This is a genomic window from Minwuia sp. IMCC3009 (genome assembly GCF_029909415.1).
Lineage (GTDB): Bacteria > Pseudomonadota > Alphaproteobacteria > Minwuiales > Minwuiaceae > Minwuia.
This window is the reverse complement of sequence record NZ_CP123781.1, coordinates 2,622,748-2,643,850: the sequence shown is the minus strand read 5'-3', so window position 1 is coordinate 2,643,850 and position 21,103 is coordinate 2,622,748. Positions and strand designations below refer to the sequence as shown.

At 64.1% G+C, this 21,103-nt stretch carries 21 protein-coding genes and 1 tRNA gene; 9 read left to right on the top strand and 13 right to left on the bottom strand.

All coding sequences use genetic code 11. The features are described 5' to 3' along the window. Nucleotides 1-23: 23 nt before the first annotated feature. From QGV55_RS12395 to QGV55_RS12365, 7 genes are read right to left on the bottom strand one after another with little or no spacing between them, the layout of a single operon-like run. On the bottom strand, nucleotides 24-701 hold the full coding sequence (locus QGV55_RS12395; RefSeq protein ID WP_281016473.1) for an acyltransferase: 678 nt from the start codon (nucleotides 699-701) through the stop codon (nucleotides 24-26). After that, nucleotides 698-1,990: an ABC transporter ATP-binding protein gene (locus QGV55_RS12390; protein ID WP_281016474.1), complete on the bottom strand. Its 1,293-nt coding sequence runs from the start codon at nucleotides 1,988-1,990 to the stop codon at nucleotides 698-700. Before QGV55_RS12390 ends, QGV55_RS12395 begins: the two co-directional genes overlap by 4 nt. Further along, nucleotides 1,990-2,877 (bottom strand): ABC transporter permease, encoded by an 888-nt coding sequence (locus tag QGV55_RS12385; protein ID WP_281016475.1) that lies wholly within the window; start codon nucleotides 2,875-2,877, stop codon nucleotides 1,990-1,992. Before QGV55_RS12385 ends, QGV55_RS12390 begins: the two co-directional genes overlap by 1 nt. Then, the gene (locus QGV55_RS12380; RefSeq protein WP_281016476.1) at nucleotides 2,870-3,841 is read right to left on the bottom strand and encodes a GDP-mannose 4,6-dehydratase; all 972 of its coding nucleotides are present in this window, start codon (nucleotides 3,839-3,841) and stop codon (nucleotides 2,870-2,872) included. Before QGV55_RS12380 ends, QGV55_RS12385 begins: the two co-directional genes overlap by 8 nt. Beyond that, the gene (locus tag QGV55_RS12375; RefSeq protein WP_281016477.1) at nucleotides 3,838-4,926 is read right to left on the bottom strand and encodes a glycosyltransferase family 4 protein; all 1,089 of its coding nucleotides are present in this window, start codon (nucleotides 4,924-4,926) and stop codon (nucleotides 3,838-3,840) included. Before QGV55_RS12375 ends, QGV55_RS12380 begins: the two co-directional genes overlap by 4 nt. Continuing rightward, nucleotides 4,926-5,930: a UDP-glucose 4-epimerase GalE gene (galE, locus tag QGV55_RS12370; protein WP_281016478.1), complete on the bottom strand. Its 1,005-nt coding sequence runs from the start codon at nucleotides 5,928-5,930 to the stop codon at nucleotides 4,926-4,928. The genes QGV55_RS12375 and galE overlap by 1 nt, the downstream gene beginning before the upstream one ends. After that, nucleotides 5,927-6,307 carry a MarR family EPS-associated transcriptional regulator gene (locus QGV55_RS12365; protein ID WP_281016479.1) on the bottom strand — a complete coding sequence of 127 codons (381 nt, stop codon included), beginning with the start codon at nucleotides 6,305-6,307 and terminating at the stop codon, nucleotides 5,927-5,929. The genes galE and QGV55_RS12365 overlap by 4 nt, the downstream gene beginning before the upstream one ends. 302 nt (nucleotides 6,308-6,609) lie before the next feature. On the opposite strand from QGV55_RS12365, the gene QGV55_RS12360 reads away from it, so the two are divergent. Continuing rightward, nucleotides 6,610-7,122 carry a transcriptional activator RfaH gene (locus QGV55_RS12360; protein ID WP_281016480.1) on the top strand — a complete coding sequence of 171 codons (513 nt, stop codon included), beginning with the start codon at nucleotides 6,610-6,612 and terminating at the stop codon, nucleotides 7,120-7,122. A gap of 54 nt (nucleotides 7,123-7,176) precedes the next feature. Here the strand turns inward: QGV55_RS12360 and QGV55_RS12355 are convergent, their stop codons facing one another. From QGV55_RS12355 to QGV55_RS12345, 3 genes are read right to left on the bottom strand one after another with little or no spacing between them, the layout of a single operon-like run. Further along, nucleotides 7,177-8,469 (bottom strand): HlyC/CorC family transporter, encoded by a 1,293-nt coding sequence (locus QGV55_RS12355; protein WP_281016481.1) that lies wholly within the window; start codon nucleotides 8,467-8,469, stop codon nucleotides 7,177-7,179. Next, nucleotides 8,469-9,575 carry a 3-dehydroquinate synthase gene (gene aroB, locus QGV55_RS12350; RefSeq protein WP_281016482.1) on the bottom strand — a complete coding sequence of 369 codons (1,107 nt, stop codon included), beginning with the start codon at nucleotides 9,573-9,575 and terminating at the stop codon, nucleotides 8,469-8,471. The genes QGV55_RS12355 and aroB overlap by 1 nt, the downstream gene beginning before the upstream one ends. Beyond that, nucleotides 9,572-10,144: a shikimate kinase gene (locus QGV55_RS12345; protein WP_281016483.1), complete on the bottom strand. Its 573-nt coding sequence runs from the start codon at nucleotides 10,142-10,144 to the stop codon at nucleotides 9,572-9,574. The genes aroB and QGV55_RS12345 overlap by 4 nt, the downstream gene beginning before the upstream one ends. 198 nt (nucleotides 10,145-10,342) lie before the next feature. Between QGV55_RS12345 and QGV55_RS12340 the strand changes: the two genes are divergently transcribed. The 6 genes from QGV55_RS12340 to QGV55_RS12315 all read left to right on the top strand — a co-directional run bounded on the left by QGV55_RS12340 (nucleotide 10,343) and on the right by QGV55_RS12315 (nucleotide 16,078). Further along, entirely contained in the window at nucleotides 10,343-10,483 is a 141-nt protein-coding gene (locus tag QGV55_RS12340) for a hypothetical protein (protein WP_281016484.1), read from the top strand. Beyond that, nucleotides 10,464-12,194: a hypothetical protein gene (locus tag QGV55_RS12335; RefSeq protein ID WP_281016485.1), complete on the top strand. Its 1,731-nt coding sequence runs from the start codon at nucleotides 10,464-10,466 to the stop codon at nucleotides 12,192-12,194. The genes QGV55_RS12340 and QGV55_RS12335 overlap by 20 nt, the downstream gene beginning before the upstream one ends. Further along, complete coding sequence (locus tag QGV55_RS12330; RefSeq protein WP_281016486.1) at nucleotides 12,163-13,101, top strand: site-specific tyrosine recombinase XerD; 939 nt, start codon at nucleotides 12,163-12,165, stop codon at nucleotides 13,099-13,101. Before QGV55_RS12335 ends, QGV55_RS12330 begins: the two co-directional genes overlap by 32 nt. A 104-nt stretch (nucleotides 13,102-13,205) precedes the next feature. Further along, complete coding sequence (locus tag QGV55_RS12325; RefSeq protein WP_281016487.1) at nucleotides 13,206-14,186, top strand: CoA ester lyase; 981 nt, start codon at nucleotides 13,206-13,208, stop codon at nucleotides 14,184-14,186. Nucleotides 14,187-14,372: 186 nt separating this feature from the next. After that, entirely contained in the window at nucleotides 14,373-15,227 is an 855-nt protein-coding gene (locus QGV55_RS12320; protein WP_281016488.1) for a universal stress protein, read from the top strand. Between the two features lie 41 nt (nucleotides 15,228-15,268). Continuing rightward, nucleotides 15,269-16,078 (top strand): sulfite exporter TauE/SafE family protein, encoded by an 810-nt coding sequence (locus tag QGV55_RS12315; RefSeq protein WP_281016489.1) that lies wholly within the window; start codon nucleotides 15,269-15,271, stop codon nucleotides 16,076-16,078. Nucleotides 16,079-16,123: 45 nt separating this feature from the next. On the opposite strand, the gene QGV55_RS12310 is transcribed toward QGV55_RS12315, so the two are convergent. After that, nucleotides 16,124-16,744: an SCO family protein gene (locus QGV55_RS12310; protein ID WP_281016490.1), complete on the bottom strand. Its 621-nt coding sequence runs from the start codon at nucleotides 16,742-16,744 to the stop codon at nucleotides 16,124-16,126. Nucleotides 16,745-16,952: 208 nt separating this feature from the next. Here QGV55_RS12310 and QGV55_RS12305 point away from each other — a divergent pair. Further along, a tRNA-Arg gene (locus tag QGV55_RS12305) sits at nucleotides 16,953-17,029 on the top strand. A gap of 66 nt (nucleotides 17,030-17,095) precedes the next feature. On the opposite strand, the gene QGV55_RS12300 is transcribed toward QGV55_RS12305, so the two are convergent. Both QGV55_RS12300 and QGV55_RS12295 read right to left on the bottom strand, forming a co-directional pair. After that, nucleotides 17,096-19,237 carry an adenylate/guanylate cyclase domain-containing protein gene (locus QGV55_RS12300; protein ID WP_281023597.1) on the bottom strand — a complete coding sequence of 714 codons (2,142 nt, stop codon included), beginning with the start codon at nucleotides 19,235-19,237 and terminating at the stop codon, nucleotides 17,096-17,098. A gap of 430 nt (nucleotides 19,238-19,667) precedes the next feature. Then, on the bottom strand, nucleotides 19,668-20,300 hold the full coding sequence (locus QGV55_RS12295) for a TetR family transcriptional regulator (RefSeq protein WP_281016509.1): 633 nt from the start codon (nucleotides 20,298-20,300) through the stop codon (nucleotides 19,668-19,670). Between the two features lie 94 nt (nucleotides 20,301-20,394). Between QGV55_RS12295 and QGV55_RS12290 the strand changes: the two genes are divergently transcribed. Next, nucleotides 20,395-21,051: a class I SAM-dependent methyltransferase gene (locus tag QGV55_RS12290; protein ID WP_281016510.1), complete on the top strand. Its 657-nt coding sequence runs from the start codon at nucleotides 20,395-20,397 to the stop codon at nucleotides 21,049-21,051. The last annotated feature ends 52 nt before the right edge of the window (nucleotides 21,052-21,103 follow it).

Below are 21,103 nucleotides of genomic sequence, written 5' to 3'. Positions count from 1 at the left end.
TGGCAAACCATGAAGCTGATCCTTCAGGTCCATAGATAGGCCGCCCGGTAGGCTTCGAATTCAGCCGCAGGCATATAGCCGATGTAGGGGTCGGTTTCGTTGCGCGGGTGGCAGCGTTCCCTATCCAGGTCCCGGATCTTCCGGGCAGGGTTCCCTGCAATGACGCAATAGCCTTCAGGAAAGGGCTTTGTGACGATGCTGCCGGCGGCGACGATCGTAAAATCACCCAAGGTTACATCGGGCAGGATCACGCAATTGACCCCGATCCAGCAATTCGACCCAATCTCGACGCGACCGGGCAGGTGCTTGTTGAGGTCGTACAGGTCATGATTGGCACTGATGATCGAAGTGCGCGCTGCGATCGCGGTATAGTCTCCGATGATCACGGTGCCGATGCCCTGAATGTAGCATCCTGGTTCTATCCCGGGGTTCGTGTTCCTGCCGACGATGATCTGCTTGGGTTGGGTCACCTTGCTGGTGAAATGGACACCCCAATAGGCGGCACGATTGAAACCAAGCACTTTCTGCATGAACCAGATCGAGAGCGTGATCGGACCCTGCTTGCCCTCGTATGCCTTCAGGAAACGGAATCCTGGCAACAGGACGAGCGCATTGTAGCCCGTTCGCCGCAATGCGCGCCCGAACCGCCGCAGGATGCGAACGGGCAGGGACCCGAACTTGTTGCGGTACTGCAGTTTCATTCGGATGCCTGGCTTGCTGTCCATTCCAGACTGGGATGAATCACCCCGGGCATCCGGACTGCATGTTTTGGTCCCCAGCCGTCATGAACCATTTCGTCGATCTCGAATGCGCAGGTCTCCCCGCTCACGAAATCCTGAATGCGGGGGGTCTCTATGCCGACCCCCACGGTGTACTTGCCATCCAGAAGCATGTGGCCCGGGATGCGCACCGTGCTGCTGTGGCGGCCCTCCGGACGGATGGCGCCGGAACCGCCTGCTTCATAGTCGCTGCTGATCAGGATCAGGGTGCCTTCGGAATTGAACAGGCTGATGCCGACACGCAAGTCGCCCCGTGGGGCGTCGAGTTCATAGTCGACCTCGACAAGAATGTCCTCGTCACTGCCAAGGGCACCCTCGGTCTGGCCGAGATGGTTCTTCACATAGATGCCGCGCAGGCTGACTCCCTCGCTGCCCGGGGCCTGTTCCTTCGGCCAGGTGACAATGCGCGCGGCGGTGCTTCCCAGCGTCATGTACTGTTCGATGATCGCATTGGTTTCGCCGCTGTTCACCACCGTGCCCTGGTTCATGAGGATCGAGCGGGGGCAGAGCTGCCTGACGGCGGCCATGTTGTGGCTGACGAACAGCACGGTCCGGTGCCCCTTCGTGCTCAGGTCCTTCATCTTGCCGAGGCATTTCTGCTGGAACTCGGCGTCGCCGACGGCCAGCACCTCGTCAACGATCAGGATGTCGGTCTCCAGATGCGCGGCGACGGCGAAGGCGAGGCGGACGTGCATGCCGGAGGAATAGCGCTTCACGGGCGTGTCGATGTATTTCGCGCAGCCGGAGAATTCGACGATCTCGTCGAAGCGGGACCGGATCTCCTGCTTGCTCATGCCCAGGATGGCACCGTTGAGGAAGATGTTCTCCCGCCCCGTCAGGTCGGGGTGAAACCCGGTGCCGACTTCCAGCAGACTGGCGATGCGTCCGTTGATGTAGATGCTGCCTTCGGTAGGGGCAGTGACCCGTGAGAGCAGTTTCAGCAGTGTGGACTTGCCCGCACCATTGCGGCCGATGATGCCGACGATATCTCCCTGGCCGACTTCGAAATTGATGTCACGCAAGGCCCAGACGAAATCGCGGGTACCTTCTGAGGCCCGGTCATTGACCGCACCGACCAGGGCATAGGGATCGGGGCGGCCGCGGAGACGTGCCCAGGCCCGGTTCAGGTCGTGCGACAGAGAGCCCGTGCCGACCTCACCAAGACGGTACATCTTGGACACGTTCTCGACCCTGAGTGCCGGGGTACTCATCAGACGGTATCCATGAAATTCTTCTCGACCTGATTGAAGATCACCGTCGCCAGGATCAGCAGGGCCAGGATCACACCGCCGCTGTAGGCCAGATGCATCGGGTCGAAGTCTCCCCGGCCGACAAAGGCATAGCGGAAGGTCTCCACGATGGGCGTGATCGGGTTGGCGAGGATGTAGACCCGATAGGCCTCGGGCAGGGACGAGACGGGATAGATCACCGGCGTCGCATACATCAGCAGCTGGACCCCGAACTGCATCAGGAACCGCAGGTCCCGGTACTTTGTGGTCAGGGCGGAGATGATCATGCCGAGACTGAGACCCAGCGTGCCCATCATCAGCAACAGGACCGGCAGCAGCAGCACGGCCCAGTTCGGACGCACGATCTCCGTCGTCGCCGCGAAATAGGCGACGAAACCGACCAGGATGGTGAACTGGACCGCAAACTTCAGCAGCCCCGACAGCACCACCGAGAGCGGCACGATCACGCGGGGAAAGTAGACCTTGCCGAAGATGTTGGCGTTGATGATGAACGTTTCGGATGTCTTGGTGAAGGCATCGGCAAAGAACGTCCACATGGTGATCCCGGCCAGATAGAAGACCGTGTGTGGCACACCATCGGTGGAGATGTTGGCGATGTTGCCGAAGACGATGGTGAACACGATGGTCATCATCACGGGCTGGATGACGAACCAGATCGGCCCCAGCACTGTCTGCTTGTAGAGCGCAACGAAATCGCGTCGCACCAGCAGCAGCAGCAGGTCACGGTAGGCCCAGATCTCCGCAAGTGGGACGGAGAACAGGCCCCGCTGAGGCTGGATGACACGGGTCCACTGTACATCAGCCTGCGTGGCAGGCAGGCCCGTCGCGATCTTGTCTGTCTCAGTCATGCAGGGCTTTCTCTGACTCGACCATGGCCTTCACGATGTCCTTCATCCGATATCCCGCTGTCCAGCCAAGGTCGCGGGCGGCCCGGCTGGCATCGCCCTGGCCAAACGCGATGTCCGAAGGGCGCTTGAGGTCTTCATCCATTTCGACATGTGCGGCGGCGTCCAGGCCGAGTTCGGCAAATGCCGCATCGCAGAAGGCCTGCAGCGTATGGCTGGTGCCGGTGGCGATGACATAGTCCGACGGCGCGTCGGTCTGCAGCATCCGCCACATTGCATCGACATATTCCGGTGCCCAGCCCCAGTCCCGGCTGACCGAGAGATTGCCGAGCTGCAGTACCCCGCCGCCGTCGCGGGCAATACGGCAGGCGCCGTTGACGATCTTGCGCGTGACGAAGCGGGCGGGCCGCAACGGTGATTCATGATTGAACAGGATGCCTGTGCAGGCGTGCAGGCCATAGGCTTCACGATAGTTCGCGACCGCCCAGTGCGCTGTCGCCTTGGCGGTCGCATAGGGGCTGCGCGGACGGAAGGCGGTATCCTCGTTTGCGGCCTTGCCGCCGGTATCACCGAAACATTCGCTGGAACCGGCATTGTAGAGCTTCATGGGACGCCCGGTGAAGCGCACCGCCTCCAGCAGGTTGATGGTGCCGCCCGCGATACTGTCCAGCGTCTCGACCGGCTGCTGGAACGAGAGGCCGACCGAACTCTGACCGGCGAGATTGTAGATCTCGTCGGGCTCGAAGCGGCTCAGGGTCTGCAGCACACTGCGGAAGTCGGTCAGAACCATGGAGGCGGTCTCGACCCGGTCCGCGATGCCCAGGTGTTCCAGGTTAGTGAAACTGTTGGTCGTGGCATCGCGGGAGGTGCCGATGACCCGATAGCCCTTGTCCAGCAGCAGCCGGGCCAGATAGGCCCCGTCCTGGCCGGACACCCCGCAGATCAGGGCCGTTACCTGGCCGCTCACCGTTTCACCATCCCGTCCAGAATGTCGCGAACGCGCTCGGCAAACTGGCCGAAGGCAAAGTACGAAAGGCCATCGGGCACCCCGCGCGGTGCGTTCAGGCCGCGCCGTATGGCGCCAAGCAGTTCCTCCGGCCGGTCCGGATCGACCATCTCGCCCAGCTGGCCGTCACGCACCGCGTCGCGGCTGCCATCGGTCGAACTGGCGATGACGGGGACGCCGCTCGCCATGGCCTCCAGGAAGACGAAACCGAAGCCCTCGCCCCGGCTCGGCATGACATACAGGTCGGCGAGGCGATAGAGATCAGCCTTCTCCGCTTCCTCGACGAAGCCGGTGAACACGACATGTTCGCCAAGGTGCAGCTCGGCCACCCGGTCTTCCAGCCGCCGCCGGTAGTCGCCGTCGCCGGCGATCAGATAGGCGATGGACGGATCTTCGGCCACCAGGGTCGGCAGCACCTGCAGCACCTCGTCGAAACCCTTCGCACGCTCCTTCGAGACCAGGCGCCCGAACGTCAGCAGGACCTTGCGGTTCTGCAGGCCGAAGCGCGCCGCCAGCACCTCGGATTTCTCGCCCGGGGCATAGTCCTGCAGATGGATCGCGTTGGGCAGCAGGTCGATGCGCGCGTCCGGGACACGGGACCAGGAAGTGAAACGGTCGCGGGTATAGTTGCTGATGGCATAGTACCGGGCGAGGTGGCGGCTGGCCCAGGCTGTCATTCGACGGCTGGAGGGACGCCAGGCCTCGATGCCATAGAGGGCGCCAAGCACCGGTCGGCCGAACAGCTTGCCCAGTGCCCAGGCGAGGGGCGCAAGGTTCAGGTGTCCGCAGTAGATCATGTCGCTCCGCGCGATGCGTGGCAGGTCCCTGACGATGGTCGCGAGGAACCGGACAACGCCACCGGCCGCACCGGTGCGATAGGTCAGCCCTTCCGGCAGGGCCTCCATGGTGTGACTGATCACCCGGGGAACCGCGATCACCTCGGTCACCCTTGGGTGTTGCAGGAAGGCGGAAAGCAGGTCGCGATTGTAGACCGCGACGCCGCCGTGCCCCCCATAGGCATCCGTGATCAGGGCATAGATGCGCATCAGGCGCGCAAGCCTGTTGCTTCGGTGCGACCGTGGAGCTTCCCGTGCCAGTTCCAGGCGGTGCGGATGATCTCGTCCAGTGCAGCAAAGCGTGGTTGCCAGCCCAGTTCACGACGGGCCTTTTCGGCGCTGCCGACAAGGCGGCCGGGGTCGCCCGGGCGGCGCGGGCCGATCTCCACGGGCACGGTCAGGCCGGTGACGCGTTCCACCGCCTGAATGACCTCGAAGACGGAATAGCCAGTGCCGTTGCCCAGATTGAAGGCTCCGGAGGGCAGGCCGCGCTGCAGCCCCTCCAGCGCACGCAGATGCGCATCGGCCAGGTCGGTGACATGGATGTAGTCACGGATGCAGCTGCCGTCCGGCGTGTCGTAGTCATCGCCGAAGACGGTAATGGCGGCCCGTCGCCCGGCCGCGGCATCCAGGATCAGCGGGATCAGATGTGTTTCCGGCGTGTGATCCTCACCGGTCTCGCCATCGGGGTCCGCGCCCGAGGCATTGAAGTAGCGCAGGGCGATCCAGCCCAGACCGTGCGCCTGCTCGAAATCAGCCATCATCCGCTCCACCGTCAGCTTCGACTGGCCGTAGGGATTGATCGGATGCTGCGGTGCATCTTCCGTGATCGGAACGCTCTCCGGCACGCCATAGGTCGCGCAGGTGCTGGAGAACACCATGTGCGCAATGCCGTGATCGCGGATCGCCTCGATCAGGTTCAGGCTGCCTGCCACATTGTTGCGATAGTACTTGCCGGGATCGGTCACCGACTCGCCGACATAGGCGAAGGCGGCGAAATGGATCACGGCCTCCGGCGCATGTTCGGCGATGACTTCATCCAGTCTGGCGCGGTCCAGGATGTCGCCCTGCGCGAACGGTCCCCACTGGACGGCGTGACGGTGACCATGGACAAGATTGTCATACACGATCGGCTCGTGCCCCGCCGCTGCCAGCACCTTGCAGGTATGGGCACCGATGTAGCCGGCGCCGCCTGTGACGAGTACGCGGGTCATTTCTGCTGCGCCTGCTTCTGGGGCACGGACTGGTCGATGTCCGGTTCCAGTTCGACCTTCAGGGCATCGATCTCGGCCTTCAGCGCCTCATATTCGGCCATCTTCCGTTTCAGGAAGCGCCCGGTGAGGGCTGATTTCTCCGAAATGCCCTTTGGTGTCAGGATGTAGGCATAGCGGCGCTTGTCCCGCGCGGCGGAGAAATTGCCGATCTTGACCCACCCCTTCTCGATCAGCGCATTGAGGCAATAGTGCGCGCCGCCGACACTGATCCCGACGGCCTGTGCCAGATCGCGCTGGCTCATCTCCGGATTTTCCTCCAGCAGGCGAAGTACGCGGAAATGCACATCTTCCTGCGATGTCTTGCGACTGCCGGCCATCAGCGGGCGACGGGCCTTGTAGTCTGCTGCGGAATCTGGTTCACCACGGCTACCGCACCGGTCTGCACTGCGGTGCGCCGGTGACGTTGCGGGGGCGGATAGGGGCGGTGAGCCTGCGAATCGGTGCAGATCATGCCGCGTTCATAATTGAGCGATATGTGGCAGGCAAGCCTTGTGACAGCTTATGGAGCCGCGGTTCACGGGCCATGATGACGCACCTGACGTGACGCTTCGCACTTCAAATCCACAACCGCAGATGCAATGTTCATTATTGAGCAATCACTTGACCGAACGAGAGGCCGATGGCGGCGACCGAAACTGCTGAGCGGTGGTATCTGGCGCAGTTGAAACCCAACTGTCAGCGCATCGCGTTGCGCAATCTGGATCGGCAGGGCTTTCGCACATTCCTGCCCCTGCATGACCTGACGACCCGGCAGGGCGGCAGTTTCGTCACCCGCTCCCGGCCGCTGTTTCCCGGTTATCTCTTCGTCGCCTTCGACATGGATGCCGGGGGATGGAGTGCCATCAACAGCACCTATGGCATCACCCGGCTGGTCAGCTTTGGCGCGAAACCCGCACCGGTCCCGGATGAACTGATGACATCCCTTCTGGGGCGCTGTGATGCCGACGGCAAGCTGCTGGCGGAGGTCACCGTGCGGACCGGTGATGCGGTCAGGGTCACCGCTGGCGCTTTCACCGATTTCGTTGGCAGGGTCGAGCGTATTGATCCCGATCAGCGCGTCTGGGTCCTGCTCGACCTTATGGGACGGACCACCCGCGTCAGTCTGGGTCCCGACAGCATGCGCATCGCCTGAACGGTTCCGTTCTCACTGTCGGCCCGCGTCAGCTGTCGGTTCTTCGGCGTAACCTCACTCGGGCGGCGTGACCTTCAGGCGATTGATGCGGTGTCGCCGACGCTCCAGAATCTCGAACGTGAAATCATGGAACCGGAAGACCTGGCCGATCTCCGGCAGGACCTGCGCCTCATAGATCACCAGCCCGGCAATCGTCGATGCCTCTTCATCCGGCAGGTTCCAGTCGAACCTGCGGTTCAGGTCGCGGATGGTCACGGAGCCCTCGACCTCGTAGGCGCCGTCCGGCAGCGGACGGACACCGGCCGTCACCGCGTCATGTTCGTCGGAGATGTCACCGACGATCTCCTCCAGGATGTCTTCCAGCGTGACGATGCCCTTCAGCGCACCATATTCGTCCACCACCAGCGCGAAATGCGCGCGCCTGCGACGGAACGCATTCAACTGTTCGCGCAGGGAAGCCGTCTCCGGCACGAACCAGGGCTCCCGCGCCACAGCGGTAATGTCGAGTGTCGCGGCATCACCATTGTTCTTCGACAGGGCGCGGGCCAGATCCTTGGCGTGCAGAACGCCGACGATGTTCTCCTGATCGTTCTGCCAGAGCGGAATGCGGGTGAAGTTGCTGTCCAGCGCGGCACCGACGATTGCCTCCGGCGGGTCGTCGATGTTCAGGGTCTTGATGCGCCTGCGATGCATCATGATCTCGGAGACGAACACGTCATCCAGCTCCAGGATGGAACCGAGCATGTCCTTGGCCGTCTTGCGCACGCCGCCTTCACGGTGATGCAGTTCGATCTGCCCGCGCAGCTCATCGGCCACGTCGTAGGTGTCGTCGCCGTCCTGCCTGGCGCCAATCACGCGCAGGGCCACACGGACAATGGCCTCGACCGCGATCACGGCCGGGGAGAGGGCGCGGACCAGAAAGGCCACGACGGGGGAGACGGCGAGGGCGAAACGGTCCGGGTTGCGGATCGCATATGTCTTGGGCAGCACCTCTGCGAAGATCAGCACCAGCAGCGTCATCGCCACCGTTGCAATGGCGACCGCGGCGTCGCCCACCAGCGCGATGAGCACACTGGTCGCCAGCGCAGAGGCGAGGATATTGACCAGGTTGTTGCCGAGCAGGATGGACCCGATCAGCCGCTCCTTGTCCTCTGTCAGTCTGTTGACCAGATGCGCCTTCTTGTTGCCCAGCCGTTCCATGTGATGCATCCGCGCCCGCGAGGATGCGGTCAGCGCGGTTTCGGAGCCGGAAAAGAACGCCGACATCACCAGCAGCAGGACAATGGCGGCAATGGAGAGAACCAGACTCCAGTCGATCGAGGACATTTCAGTGCCGGCGCTTTCCATCAGTTCGGTTCCGTTTCGAGAAAGGACTGCAGCCTTGCTGCATCTACATCGCGCGTGACGAAGGCTTCGCCGATGCCACGCGCCAGAACGAAGGTGAGGCGTCCGTCGCGTACCTTCTTGTCCTGTGCCATATGGTCGAGCAATCGCGTGACCGGAATATCGCCCAGACCCCGGTCTGACGGGCGGGTCGGCAGGCCGACGGCCTGCAGGTGGCGGCGCGCGCGCTCCGCGTCCTGTCCGGGGCAGAGACCCTGGCTGACGGAGAACTCCAGGGCCTGCACCATGCCGATGGCCACGGCCTCGCCATGCAGCAGGCGTCCATCATAGCCGCCTTCCGCCTCCAGCGCGTGGCCGAAGGTATGGCCGAGGTTCAGCAGGGCGCGCTGATCGTTCTCGCGCTCATCCGCCGCCACGATATCGGCCTTGGCCTGACAGCTTCTGGCGACGGCCTCCTCCCGTGCGGCGGGATCACCTGCGATGACCTCCCTGCCGTGGACTTCGAGCCATTCGAAGAACGCCCTGTCACCCAGCAGGCCGTATTTCACCACCTCCGCATAGCCAGCCAGCACCTCGCGCTCGGGCAGGCTGTCCAGGGTGGAGGTATCCGCCAGCACCAGGCTCGGCTGATGAAAGGCACCGACCAGGTTCTTGCCCTCTGGCGTGTTGATCGCGGTCTTGCCGCCGACGGAACTGTCGACCTGCGCCAGCAGGGTGGTCGGAATCTGGATGAAGCCGGTCCCGCGTCGCAGGATCGCCGCCGCAAAGCCGGTCAGATCACCGATGACACCGCCGCCCAGGGCCACGACCATGTCGTCGCGTCCGACGCGTTCCGATATCAGCCAGCGTGTCAGCCGCTCCAGTTGGGCAAAGTCCTTGGTGGCTTCGCCAGCGGGCAGCGTCAGGCAGACCGTCTCGATCCGCGCTGCGGCGCAGGCATCGTTCAGGGCAGGCAACTGGGCCTTCGCCACATTCTCGTCCGTGACAATGGCGATGCGGGGACGACGCAGAAGCGGGGCGATGAACTGTCCGGCCTGCGCCAGCACATCCGTGCCGATGTGGATGTCGTAGGACCGCGCACCCAGTGCGACATGCACCATGGCCGTCATGGCTGCACCGTACCGTCATCGGAACCGACAGGCTTTCCCAATGCGCTGATGATCCGGTTGACCACCACGTCATGGGTATCCCCGCCGCTTTCCACCATCAGGTCCGATGTCTCGTAGACCGGGTAGCGTTGCTGCATCAGCGCAGCCAGTGTCTCACGCTGGTTCCGCCCGCGCAGCAGGGGGCGGTCCGTCCGCTTGGCACAGCGCCGGACGAGGGTGTCCAGATCTGCCTTGAGCCATATGGAGGTTGCTTCGGCGGCAATGAGAGCCCGTGTTTCATCATTCATGAAGGCGCCGCCCCCCGTGGCGATGACCTGGCGGGGTTCGCTCAGCAGGCGTCTGATGACCCGGCGTTCCCCGTCCCTGAAATGCGCCTCGCCATAGCGATCGAAGATTTCCGGGATGGTCATTCCGGCCGCAGCCTCGATCTCGTCATCGGCATCGACGAAGCGCAGGTTCAGGCGCTGCGCGAGGCGGCGACCCACGGTACTCTTGCCCGCGCCCATCAGACCGACAAGCACCAGGGAGCGCCGGTCGTCTTCCCGGGCCTCTCCCGTGCCCTGGAACATCACGCCTTGAGCCGCCTCCCGAACCATGAAACTGCAGTGTCCTTCGTCGTTTTCAGTTGCGATGCAGCGCTGGTGACTGCAATTGAAAGCCTGTTACCCCGTCGATACACTGCCGACACCGTCCGTCAAGCTCTATAGGGTGATGGACAGCCTGTCCGACACCGTCATCGCACACCGACCGGAGTATCCCACGGCCCCATGCGACGTCTGTTCCTCTTCCTGTTCCTGCTGGTCATTGTGCTCGGTGCCGCCGGCGCCGTGTTTGTCGCCACTTGGGACATCCCGCCCCCCACGAAGGAAACCCGCAAGGTGGTCCCCGATGAGCGTTTTCCGCGTTAGCAGCCTGCTCGGGCTCTGCCTTTTCCTGCCCGTTCTGGCCCTGGCGCAGACCAGCGCCGATGGCGGACAGAATAGCGGCCCGAAATCGCTTCTGCCCGCAACGGTGAACTCCGGGGGCACCTCCCAGGCACCGTCGGACCAGAGTGTCACCTCCGGTGGAATCGTCATTGGTCGGCTGGATGCTCCGGGGGAAGCGGCGGCTGGCCTGCTCGGCCCTTCTTCCGGTGGCCTGGGGCTCGGTCTCTGGGAAGGGTCCGCCGCGGGGATCGTGCATGCGCTCTACGGGCGGATGCCGAGCCACTATGAATCGCCTGCGGCCCGTGATCTGGCGCGCCGCCTGCTGCTGTCCATCGGGACGCCGCCGTCGGGCAGCGACAGCGCCGCCCTGCTGGGGCAGCGCATGACCCTGCTGGTCACGATGGGGGAGGCGGATTCGGCGGTGGCGCTGGCGGAGGCCGCATCAGGCGGTGACCTGAACAATCCTGCCTACAGCCGTCCCCTGGCCGATGCCCTGCTGCTGAGCGGCGACGTCGAGCGTGCCTGTGACATCGTCGGTGCCCAGGTGCGGGGCGGCAGCCGTGATTTCTGGCAGCGTGCGTCGGTCTTCTGCGACCTTCAGGCGGGTCGGCGCCCGGACGCGGATCTGACCCGCACGATCCTGAACGAGACCGGGCGGAGCAATCCCGTCTTCGATGACCTCGCCGACGCGGTGGCCGACGATGCGACTGTCGAGCTGGAGGATGCCGCGCAGCTTTCGCCGCTGCACCTCGCCATGTTCCGTCTTGGACAGAAGGTCACCCTGAAGTCCCTTGCCGGGCTGGCACCTGCCGTCGCAGCGCGGCTGGCAACCCTGCCCCGGCTGACGACACCCCAGCGGCTCGATGCAGGTATTTCCGCGATACGCACCGGAACCCTGCAGCCTGCCGCCGTTACCCTGATCCTGGGCGCACCCGACGCGGACCTGAATGCCGACGATTTCCGTCTGGCGGCAGTCGCGTTCGCACGGGCGGAGGGCAAGCTGGCCCGAGCGGAGGCGATGCTCGCGATGTGGACGGTTGCCCTGTCGCAGGGCGAGGCGCCGATGGCAGCGGCCCTGGCCGCGCCGGCGCTGGAACGCCTGCTGCCCTCCATCGACCTGGCCTTTCTCGCACCAGCCGCGTTCCGCATGCACCTGCTGAATGGTGACAGGGACAGGGCGCGGGGCTGGCTGGAACTGCTGCGGCGCCGTGCTGCGGCCGGGGAGCGTGATGCCGTCCTGGCCCAGACCGCCATGCTGCCGCTTGCGCAGGTTTCCGGCATCGATCCGGCGAACAACAGGCGGTTGGGCAACTGGCGTGATGCCAACCCGGCGGGTGAGGGGGCAGATCGGCAGTGGCATCGCATCCTGTTGCTGATGGACGCTGTGGGGCGGCCAGTGGCGGAGGGACTCTGGACCGATGCGCTGCAGTCACCCGCGACAGATGGTGTACCGGGTTACGCGACAGACGCTGCGCTCTGGCGTCAGCTTGTGCTGGCGACCGGCGCGGGCCGGACGGGGGAGGCGGTTCAGGCTGCCCTGGCGCTGATGGGTTCCGCCGGGCCGGGCGTACTTGATCCGGTCGCACTTGCCAGTGTCGTCGGATCGCTGCGTCGGCTTGGTCTCGCGCCGGTGGCGGAGCGGCTGGCGGTGGAGGCGCTGATTGCCACCGAGGCCGGGCGGTCCGGTGAATGACGGTCGGCTGATCGACCTCTATCTCGACATGCTGGCGGCGGAGCGTGGTGCTGCCGCCAACACGCTCGCGGCCTATCGGCGGGATCTGAACGGCATTTCCGAGGGTCTGCCACGCGGGCGCAGTCTGCTTGATGCCCGGGCCGAGGACCTGAGGCGCTGCCTGCACGGGATGGTAAAGGCCGGGCTGGCCGCATCCACCCAGGCACGGAAGCTCTCTGCCATTCGCGGCCTCTACCGGTTTCTGGTGCAGGACGGACTGCGTTCGGATGATCCGGCGCAGGCCCTCGACGCGCCGCGCCTGTCACGCCCGCTGCCCAGGGTGCTGACGGTGGAGGATGTTTCCGATCTGCTGCACTGCGCGGCATCGAAGACAGATCACAAGGGTCTGCGCATGACCTGTCTGCTGGAGGTGATCTATGCCTCCGGCCTCAGGGTCAGCGAGTTGCTGACCCTGCCGCATCCCCCGCTAGGACCCGATCCCCGCTTCCTGCAGGTGCGGGGCAAGGGCGGGCGGGAGCGGCTGGCGCCGATGAGTCCCGAGGCGCTGGAGGCGCTGGCGCGCTATCTCGAGGTCCGGGAGATGTTCCTGCAGAAGGGCCAGCCGTCACCCTGGCTGTTCCCGTCCCGCGGGGCGAGTGGCCACCTGACACGGCAGGCGTTCGGGATCGCGCTGAAGCAGCTTGCGCGGGATGCCGGGATCGATGCCGCGAAGGTGTCGCCGCACGTGCTGCGCCATGCCTTCGCCAGTCATCTGCTGGCCGGTGGCGCGGACCTGCGCAGCCTGCAGAAGATGCTGGGCCATGCGGACATTTCCACCACCCAGATCTATACCCACGTGCAGGAGGCGCGGCTGACGGCCCTGGTGGAGGAGACCCATCCGCTGGCGCGACGGGGCCGGACCGGCTGACCGCCGCCGGGCGCACGGCAGCGAGTTCGCTTGTCTGCATGCGCGGTGGTCTGTAAGAGAGCGACAGAGGAAAATATTCCACAAACCAGGGGGGAATCCCGAAAATGTCCTTCAAGATTGTCGAACAGACCACGCCGCGCCTGAACCGTTGCGAGCTTGCCGTGCCGGGGTCGTCCCCGAAGATGTTCGAAAAGGCCGCCAAGTCCGACGCCGACGTGATCTTCCTCGATCTGGAGGATGCCGTCGCACCGGACGACAAGGCCTCCGCGCGCAAGAACATCATCGAGGCGCTGAATGACATCGACTGGGGCGACAAGACCATGTCGCTGCGCATCAATGGCCTGGATACCCACTACATGTACCGCGACGTGGTGGACGTGCTGGAACAGGGCGGCGAGCGTCTGGACCTGATCATGATCCCGAAGGCCGGCACGGCCTCCGACATCTATGCCGTCGACATGCTGGTGACCCAGATCGAGGCCGCGATCGGTCGCAAGAAGCGGATCGGCTTCGAGATGATCATCGAGACCGCGCTCGGCATGGCCAACGTCGACGAGATCGCCGCCGCGAGCCCGCGCAACGAGTCGCTGCACTTCGGCGTTGCCGACTATGCCGCCTCCACCAAGGCCCGCACCACGGTGATCGGTGGTCCGAACCCGCTCTATGGTGTCCTGACTGACCCGGCCGAGGATGGCGGCGCGCGTGACTATCACTGGGGTGACATGTGGCACTATGCGGTTGCCCGCATGGTGGTCGCCGCCCGCGCCAACGGCCTGCGTCCGATCGACGGCCCGTTCGGTGATTTCTCCGATCCCGATGGCTACAAGGCCCAGGCCAACCGTTCCGCGATCCTCGGCTGTGAAGGCAAGTGGGCCATTCACCCGAGCCAGATCGCAACGGCCAACGAGGTCTTTACCCCGTCCGAGAAGGAAGTCGCCAAGGCCAGGCGCATCCTGGAAGCCATGGAGCAGGCACAGAAGGAAGGCCGCGGCGCGGTCGCCCTCGACGGTCGCCTGATCGACATTGCCTCCATCAAGCAGGCCGAGGCACTGGTCAAGCAGTCGGAACTGATCAGCGGCCGCTGACCGGCCCGGAACTGCACTGCGCGCCGCAGGGTCCCGGTCCGGCCGGAGCCCATGCGGCGCGCTTGCTTCCTCCGATCCGGTTCATCCTTCGTCCGCACCACACTTTCTCCCCGCCCCGCCGTTCCCGTGTATGGTCGGCGTTGAGGCTGACGCAGGGCGGTCGTGTTTGGGGGGAGAGATACAGAGATGACCAGGCTGCTGGCCCTGATCGATGGATCGGTCTATTCGCGCAGTGTCTGTGACCACGCTGCATGGGCGGCGGCGCAGACCGGCGCATCGGTGGAACTGCTGCAGGTATTGGGGCGGCGCAATACGTCCAGCGCGCCGACGGACCTGAGCGGCAGCATCAATGTGGATGCGAAGGAGCATCTGCTGACCGAACTCGCAAATCTGGATCAGGAGCAGGCGCGGCTGACGCAGAAGCGGGCGCGGCTGGTGCTGGAGGAGGCGAAGCAGCGGCTGGAGCAGGCAGGTGTTGCCGATGTCACCGCACGGCTGCGCCATGGCGATCTGATCGAGAACCTGCAGGAGGCCGAGTCCGATGCCGATCTGGTCATCATCGGCAAGCGCGGGGAGGGTGCGGACTTCGCCAGACTGCACCTGGGATCGAACCTGGAACGGGTGGTGCGGGCCTGTCACAAGCCGGTCCTGGTCACGTCCCGCGCCTTCCGGCCGATCAACAGCCTGCTGATCGCCTTTGACGGCGGCGAGAGCGCAATGAAGGCGGTGCGCCACATCGCCCACGGTGTGCTGTTTCCCGGCACTGTCTGTCACCTGCTGACGGTCGGCAACCGCACCGACCAGGCCGAACGCAATCTGGAGGATGCCGCTACCATGCTGCGCAAGGCGGGCTACGAGGTGGAAACCGGCATCCGCCCCGGCCAGGCCGACAGCGTCATCGCCGCCAAGGTGGAGATCGACAGGATCGAACTGCTGGTCATGGGTGCCTACGGCCATTCCCGCATCCGCAGCCTGATCATCGGCAGCACCACCAGCGAGATGATCCGGTCCTGCCTTGTCCCGGTGATGCTGTTTCGCTGATCCTGAATGCTGAAACCACGACTGACTCATCGGGAGAAACGATGGAACTGACAATGGACCTGCTGCCGCTGGCTGCCATTCTGGTGGGCACCGGATGTGTTGCCGGTGTGCTGGCCGGCCTGCTTGGTGTCGGCGGCGGTATCGTCGTGGTGCCGGTGCTCTACACCATGCTGGGGCAGCTGGAGATCGATCCGTCGGTGCGCATGCATGTGGCGGTCGGGACCTCGCTGGCCAGCATCGTGCTGACCTCCATCGGCTCGGCGCGGGCGCATCATCGCAGGGGCGCGGTGGATACGGACCTGCTGCGGCGCTGGGGGCCGTTCATCTTCGCCGGATCCGTCTCGGGTGTGCTGATCGCCAGTCTTGTCAGCGGCGCGACGCTCACAATGGTCTTTGCCATCGTCGCGCTGATCGTCGCGGCCTACATGGCCTTCACCCCGGCCGACTTCCGCCTGCGGGACCGGCTGCCCGGCGGGGCCGCGGGGGCGGCGTCCGGCTTCGCCATCGGTGGCACATCAGCCATGATGGGCATCGGTGGCGGCACCCTCTGCGTGCCCTATTTCAACATCTTCGGCTATCCGGTGCATCGGGCGGTGGGTACGGCAGCCGCCATCGGCCTGATCATTGCCTTGCCGGGTGCCATCGGTTTCATCGTTTCCGGCTGGGGTGTCGCCGCCCTGCCGCAGGCGAGCGCAGGTCATGTCAACCTGCTCGGCCTGGTGCTGATTGCCCCCTTCGCCAGCCTGACCGCGCCACTGGGCGCGCGTCTCGCCCATGGGATGAAACCGCGTGCGCTGAAGCTTGCCTTTGCCCTGTTCCTGTTCGCGACGGCGGTCCGCATGCTGGCCTGAATGGGCCCAGATCTGGAACAGTCAGAGACGCCGAACCGCTCCGTCCTATCCCTTGATCGCGGCCTGGATCCGGCCTGCCATTTCCTCGATCGCCATCTGACCGTTGAAGATGTCGATGTTCTGCCCGTCCGGCCCCATGAAATAGATGAAGTTGGAGTGATCCATCAGGTAGTAGGGGTCGTCCGGCGTGTCGCTCGGAGCCTTGGCGTAATAGACCCGATAGGCCTTTGCGGCACGGGTCACCTCCGCCTCCGATCCTGTCAGGCCGACCATGCGCGGATGAAACGCCTCGACGTAGGCATGCATCTGGGCGACATCGTCCCGCGACGGATCAACCGTGATGAAGACCGGCGTCACCTTGGCCGCATCCGCGCCCAGTTCATCCATCACCGCCGCCATGTCCTGCAGCTCGGTCGGGCAGACATCGGGGCAGAAAGTGTAACCGAAGTAGACCAGTGACCAGGTGTCGTTCAGCATCGCCTCGGTCACCCGTTCCCCGTCGTCGTTGGTCAGGGTGAAGGGGCCGCCGATGGAAACCGTGCCGCTGGTCGTCACTCCACCCGCCTGCTGCGACGGTGCGCGAAGACCATCAACGATGACTGCCGCGCCGCCGATCAGCGCCGCGAGCACAAGGACCGAGATCCCGAAGATGCGTGTGCGTTTCATGGGAGAAGGATTTAGGCGCCCCCGTCCCCATCGCCTTCGTGGCATCCGGTCGCAGCAGGGGGCGGGACGGGCTGAACCTGTTCAACCCCGCGTGAAACGGCAGGCCATGCGCCGGGCCCCATGATCGGCGAGTGGCCGCGAGACCGATTGCACCAGCCTCGCTTTTCGTCTATCAGAGCGCCTCTGGCCCGCACATGCAGGCCACGCGGGACCCGTAGCTCAGCTGGATAGAGCGCTGCCCTCCGAAGGCAGAGGTCACAGGTTCGAATCCTGTCGGGTCCGCCATTTCTCTCCGGAAATTTTCAGACAGGCATGGTGTCTCATCGCCCGAACCGTCGAGCGCGATTCAGCCTATTTCTTGGTGTGCACGTAGACGCCGGTCCATTCCTCTTCAGGCGGGGAGCGATGCAGCTTGCGGGCGCGACGCGCCATGATGCCGGCGGCGAGGTTGGTCGGATTCCTCTGCGACAGATCCATGAACCGGCGGGACGCCTCGTCGAACGCGCCGTTCATGTAATATCCGATCGCCTCCTCGTAGGCGTCCCGGTCTGACAGCCGTTCCGGGGCGACCTGTCCCTTCTCCCCCATCAGTTCGAAGATGCGGGTGCTGCTGGTGCGGCCGACCACCGAAGCCCGGTCCAGGAAGCGCCATTCGAAACGGTCGCCGGTCGCGTCACGCAGCGCCTCGCTGCCCATGATGCTGATGCCGTAGAATTTGCAGAGACCTTCCAGCCGGCTGGCGAGATTAACGGTGTCGCCGATCACCGTGTAGGAGAACCGGTCAGCGGTGCCGATGTTGCCGACCAGGACCTCGCCGACATCCAGTCCGATCCTGGCATGGAACAGCGGCCTGCCTGCGGCCTCCCGCTTGATGCGGTCCTGCACCAGCAGTTTCTGTCCCTCGATGGCAGCCAGGCAGGCTGCGACCTCGTGATCCGGTGTTTCTATCGGGGCGTTGAAAAGCGCCAGGATGCCGTCGCCGATATACTTGTCGACCGTGCCCTGGTTTTCGGACAGGGAGTCGCGCATCAGGGAGAAATAGTCGCCCATCTCGTCAACGATCTCTTCCGGCGTCAGCTTCTCCGAAATGGCCGTGAAATTGGCGATATCTGAGAAGTAGATTGTCATCCGTCGGCGCTCTCCGCCAAGTTTCGCCTCCTCGCCGGAGATGATCAGCTTGCGGACCAGATCCGTGGGCACATACCGCCCGAACGACCGAAGGCTGAGCTTCATTCTCTCCTTCGAGTGATCGAGAATATCAAGCTCCTGGACGATCGTGTCGAGCATCTGCGTGTCGGTCAGGCTGAACTGACCGATGTTGTTGAACTCCACGACCAGGTGATTGACCGCTCGCCGGATCCGGTTGGCCAGAAGCAGGATGATTGCACTCAGAATCACCACCAGAATGCCCGTGATCGCCGCCATCTCCTGATTGGTGCGGATCAGTTCGCCCACGAAGTCGTCGGTGGACGCGACTGAAAGGACACGCCAGTCCTTCCGGAACCGGTCGGGGAACGGCATTTCCCTGATGCTGAGCTGTCGGCCCTGGGAATCCTCGAAGACATAGGATGAGGTCTTCGCCAGATGCCGCAGATCGTATGACTCGCGGATGGAGATGTCGTCGATGCTGGCGACACCTGATGTGACGGCACCCTTCTGGCCAGTGTTGAGGAGCCCCAGATCGGAACTCGCGATCAGATTGCCCTGACCGTCATAGATGATCGTGGTGCTGTTCTCGCTGATCCGGTTGTTGTCCAGATAGTCGGAGATGTTCGACAGGGTCATGTTGGCGCCGACAAAGCCGATGAACTTGCCGCTGCGAACGATCGGGAAACCGAGCGAGATCACCCTGAAACCCGTGTCGGGATTGATGCTGGGTTCGCCGATCGCCAGCCTTCCCGTGTCCCGGGCTTCGATGTAGTGGGGCAGTTTCCGGATATCGAGATCGGTCGGGACGGAATAGGCCGCGAGGCTCTCGCCGCCCCAGGTCTCGAAGAACTCCCGGTGGCGCGCCCTGTCTTCACCTGCCGAGAATTCATCAATGTAGCTGGAGTGCCAGTTGGCTGTCTCCGGTATCCGTGAATCGGACTTTCGGCGGTCCGCGTCGATGCGCGACACCACCCGGTGAAAGCCGTTCTCCAGACTGACATAGATGGCATCGATCTGGTTGGCCGCCCTCAAGCTGCGCCAGAGCACCTGACCGCCGCGGCTGGACTTGAAATAGACCGGGCTCATGGCTGCCGAGTCCGCCACGACGGCGATGACATGACCGACCGTCTCGATCATCTCCGCGGAGGCCAGGACCGTCTGGCTCATGTTGCGGGTCACCTGGCGCTCCAGGTTCGCAAGTGCTGAGGCCTCGTTGCGGCTGTAGCCGTAGATCAGGACGCCCAGCATCGGCAGGATCGTGAAGACCAGAAACATCCCGAGCATCAGGATGCTGAGACTGATGCGGACCCGTTTGCCCAGAACCTTGGCGTGTACCGCCTCCATATTGCGTCCCTCCCAGGAACCAGACTCGTGGTTGGACTCAGACGCTACACGTTCCGGAAACGTGCCCGAGAGTATCGCGGCGACCGGACTGCCGCCACAGCGCACGTCAATCGCCGGCCCCTTGAGGTATGATCACCCCACAAAGTCAGTGATGCCGGAAGCAAATGCAACTTCCGGAAGCTTTCGATGCCCATCAAGGCAACCGGAGCGTCCTGTCTCGGGTGATCAGGTCGGCGATTCGCAGACAGCGGAGTGCCCGAATCCTGCACCGGAGCGAAGTCCGCGTGCTTGCAGCGCTGGAATCAGCTTTCGAAGGCACCGGCACCATGCCTGGTCAGGTACTCGGCCGGTCAGGTGCGTGGTTGCGGAGCGTGGCGATCGCGGCGAGGCGCTTGGTTCAGCGAGATTGCCCGGGCTGCAACTATGGACGTCAGGTGCGCTGAAGACTCTGGAGATAGGCGCAGAACATGTCGGCCATGGCGTCCGCGTGAGCCTTGATCTCCGTCGGCGTTCGTGACCTCTCCGAGAAGCTCTTGCCGACCGTGCTCAACGTTGTGGTGATCAGGTCGCCGGCCAGGTCGCGCATCGCGTTTGTGGTCCCGGGCAGGACCTCGCGCATGAAGGTGTCGAAGATGCGGTCTCCTGCCGCGCGGACCTCCTGCGCCTCGGGTCCATCGCGATAGAGCGGAGCTGCGTCGTTGAGCGCCACGCGCACGGCGGCTTCATCACATTCCGAGCGGATGAAGGCGTGGACCAGGGTTCGCAGACGCTCGAATGGCGGCCGCGTGCCGTCATCGAGGATCGCACTGAGCATGTCGGTCGTCTGCCGCCACTCGTCGCTCTGGAGCCGGAAGAGGATTGCGGCCTTGTTCGGGAAGTACTGATAGAGCGAACCGACACTGACGCCGGCCTTCTCGGCCACCCGAGCCGTGGTGAAGCGCTGCGCGCCTTCCTTTGCCAGAACCTGAACAGCCGCCTCGAGAATCGACGATACGAGTTCGGCCGAGCGCGCCTGTCTAGGCTCTTTCCGTGAGGAAATCCGGGGTGTTGAGCGGTCTGTCACGCGGCGCTCCGGGAACGCGAATAGGAAACGCGAATGATTAATCGTATTTTCAGATCAACACAAGAATGCACCCACTTCCGACCGGAGACCCCCAATGACCACCCTGACAACCGCACCGCTCGCGCCCCTGCTGGAACGCCTGTTCAGGGAGGCCGCCGCGACGACGAGCCCGGCATTGGCCGAAATCTCCCGTGACGAGCGGGAACGCCTCATGCACAGCAAGACGGACTATCTCGACCTCTACGGACGCCTGAAGGATCTCTGGCTGCCCGTCTCTCGCAAGACCGCAACGCTGCTCTACATTTTGGCGCGAAGCACCCGCGCCCGGACCATCGTCGAGTTCGGAACGTCGTTCGGCATCTCGACCCTGCATCTGGCTGCCGCGCTCAGGGACAATGGCGGCGGCCGCCTGATCACCAGCGAGTTCGAACCGTCCAAGGTGGCACGGGCATGGGAACATCTGTCTGCGGGTGGTCTCGCCGACATGGTGGAGATCCGGGAAGGCGATGCGCTCAGGACGCTTGCGGTCGATCTGCCGGAGACCATCGACCTGCTGCTGCTGGACGGTGCCAAGGCGCTTTATCCCGAGATACTGCATCTGGTGGAGACACGGCTTCGGCCCGGCGCGCTCGTCGTTGCGGACAACGCCGACTTCTGCCCGGAATATCTGGCGCGCGTGCGTTCCGCCGACAGTGGCTACATGTCATTGCCGTTCAACGCGGAAGTCGAGCTGTCCATGCGTCTCGGCTGACTCCTGTCCGATCCCCGGACAACAGCCAGGTGAAGGCCCCTCCGTCAATGCC

What these genes read in the sequence shown, in the direction of transcription:
- QGV55_RS12395 (WP_281016473.1), bottom strand. Translation starts at nt 701, where the DNA reads ATGAAACTGCAGTACCGCAACAAGTTCGGGTCCCTGCCCGTTCGCATC.
- QGV55_RS12390 (WP_281016474.1), bottom strand. Translation starts at nt 1,990, where the DNA reads ATGAGTACCCCGGCACTCAGGGTCGAGAACGTGTCCAAGATGTACCGT.
- QGV55_RS12385 (WP_281016475.1), bottom strand. Translation starts at nt 2,877, where the DNA reads ATGACTGAGACAGACAAGATCGCGACGGGCCTGCCTGCCACGCAGGCT.
- QGV55_RS12375 (WP_281016477.1), bottom strand. Translation starts at nt 4,926, where the DNA reads ATGCGCATCTATGCCCTGATCACGGATGCCTATGGGGGGCACGGCGGC.
- galE (WP_281016478.1), bottom strand. Translation starts at nt 5,930, where the DNA reads ATGACCCGCGTACTCGTCACAGGCGGCGCCGGCTACATCGGTGCCCAT.
- QGV55_RS12365 (WP_281016479.1), bottom strand. Translation starts at nt 6,307, where the DNA reads ATGGCCGGCAGTCGCAAGACATCGCAGGAAGATGTGCATTTCCGCGTA.
- QGV55_RS12360 (WP_281016480.1), top strand. Translation starts at nt 6,610, where the DNA reads ATGGCGGCGACCGAAACTGCTGAGCGGTGGTATCTGGCGCAGTTGAAA.
- QGV55_RS12355 (WP_281016481.1), bottom strand. Translation starts at nt 8,469, where the DNA reads ATGGAAAGCGCCGGCACTGAAATGTCCTCGATCGACTGGAGTCTGGTT.
- aroB (WP_281016482.1), bottom strand. Translation starts at nt 9,575, where the DNA reads ATGACGGCCATGGTGCATGTCGCACTGGGTGCGCGGTCCTACGACATC.
- QGV55_RS12345 (WP_281016483.1), bottom strand. Translation starts at nt 10,144, where the DNA reads ATGTTCCAGGGCACGGGAGAGGCCCGGGAAGACGACCGGCGCTCCCTG.
- QGV55_RS12340 (WP_281016484.1), top strand. Translation starts at nt 10,343, where the DNA reads ATGCGACGTCTGTTCCTCTTCCTGTTCCTGCTGGTCATTGTGCTCGGT.
- QGV55_RS12335 (WP_281016485.1), top strand. Translation starts at nt 10,464, where the DNA reads ATGAGCGTTTTCCGCGTTAGCAGCCTGCTCGGGCTCTGCCTTTTCCTG.
- QGV55_RS12325 (WP_281016487.1), top strand. Translation starts at nt 13,206, where the DNA reads ATGTCCTTCAAGATTGTCGAACAGACCACGCCGCGCCTGAACCGTTGC.
- QGV55_RS12320 (WP_281016488.1), top strand. Translation starts at nt 14,373, where the DNA reads ATGACCAGGCTGCTGGCCCTGATCGATGGATCGGTCTATTCGCGCAGT.
- QGV55_RS12315 (WP_281016489.1), top strand. Translation starts at nt 15,269, where the DNA reads ATGGAACTGACAATGGACCTGCTGCCGCTGGCTGCCATTCTGGTGGGC.
- QGV55_RS12310 (WP_281016490.1), bottom strand. Translation starts at nt 16,744, where the DNA reads ATGAAACGCACACGCATCTTCGGGATCTCGGTCCTTGTGCTCGCGGCG.
- QGV55_RS12300 (WP_281023597.1), bottom strand. Translation starts at nt 19,237, where the DNA reads ATGGAGGCGGTACACGCCAAGGTTCTGGGCAAACGGGTCCGCATCAGT.
- QGV55_RS12290 (WP_281016510.1), top strand. Translation starts at nt 20,395, where the DNA reads ATGACCACCCTGACAACCGCACCGCTCGCGCCCCTGCTGGAACGCCTG.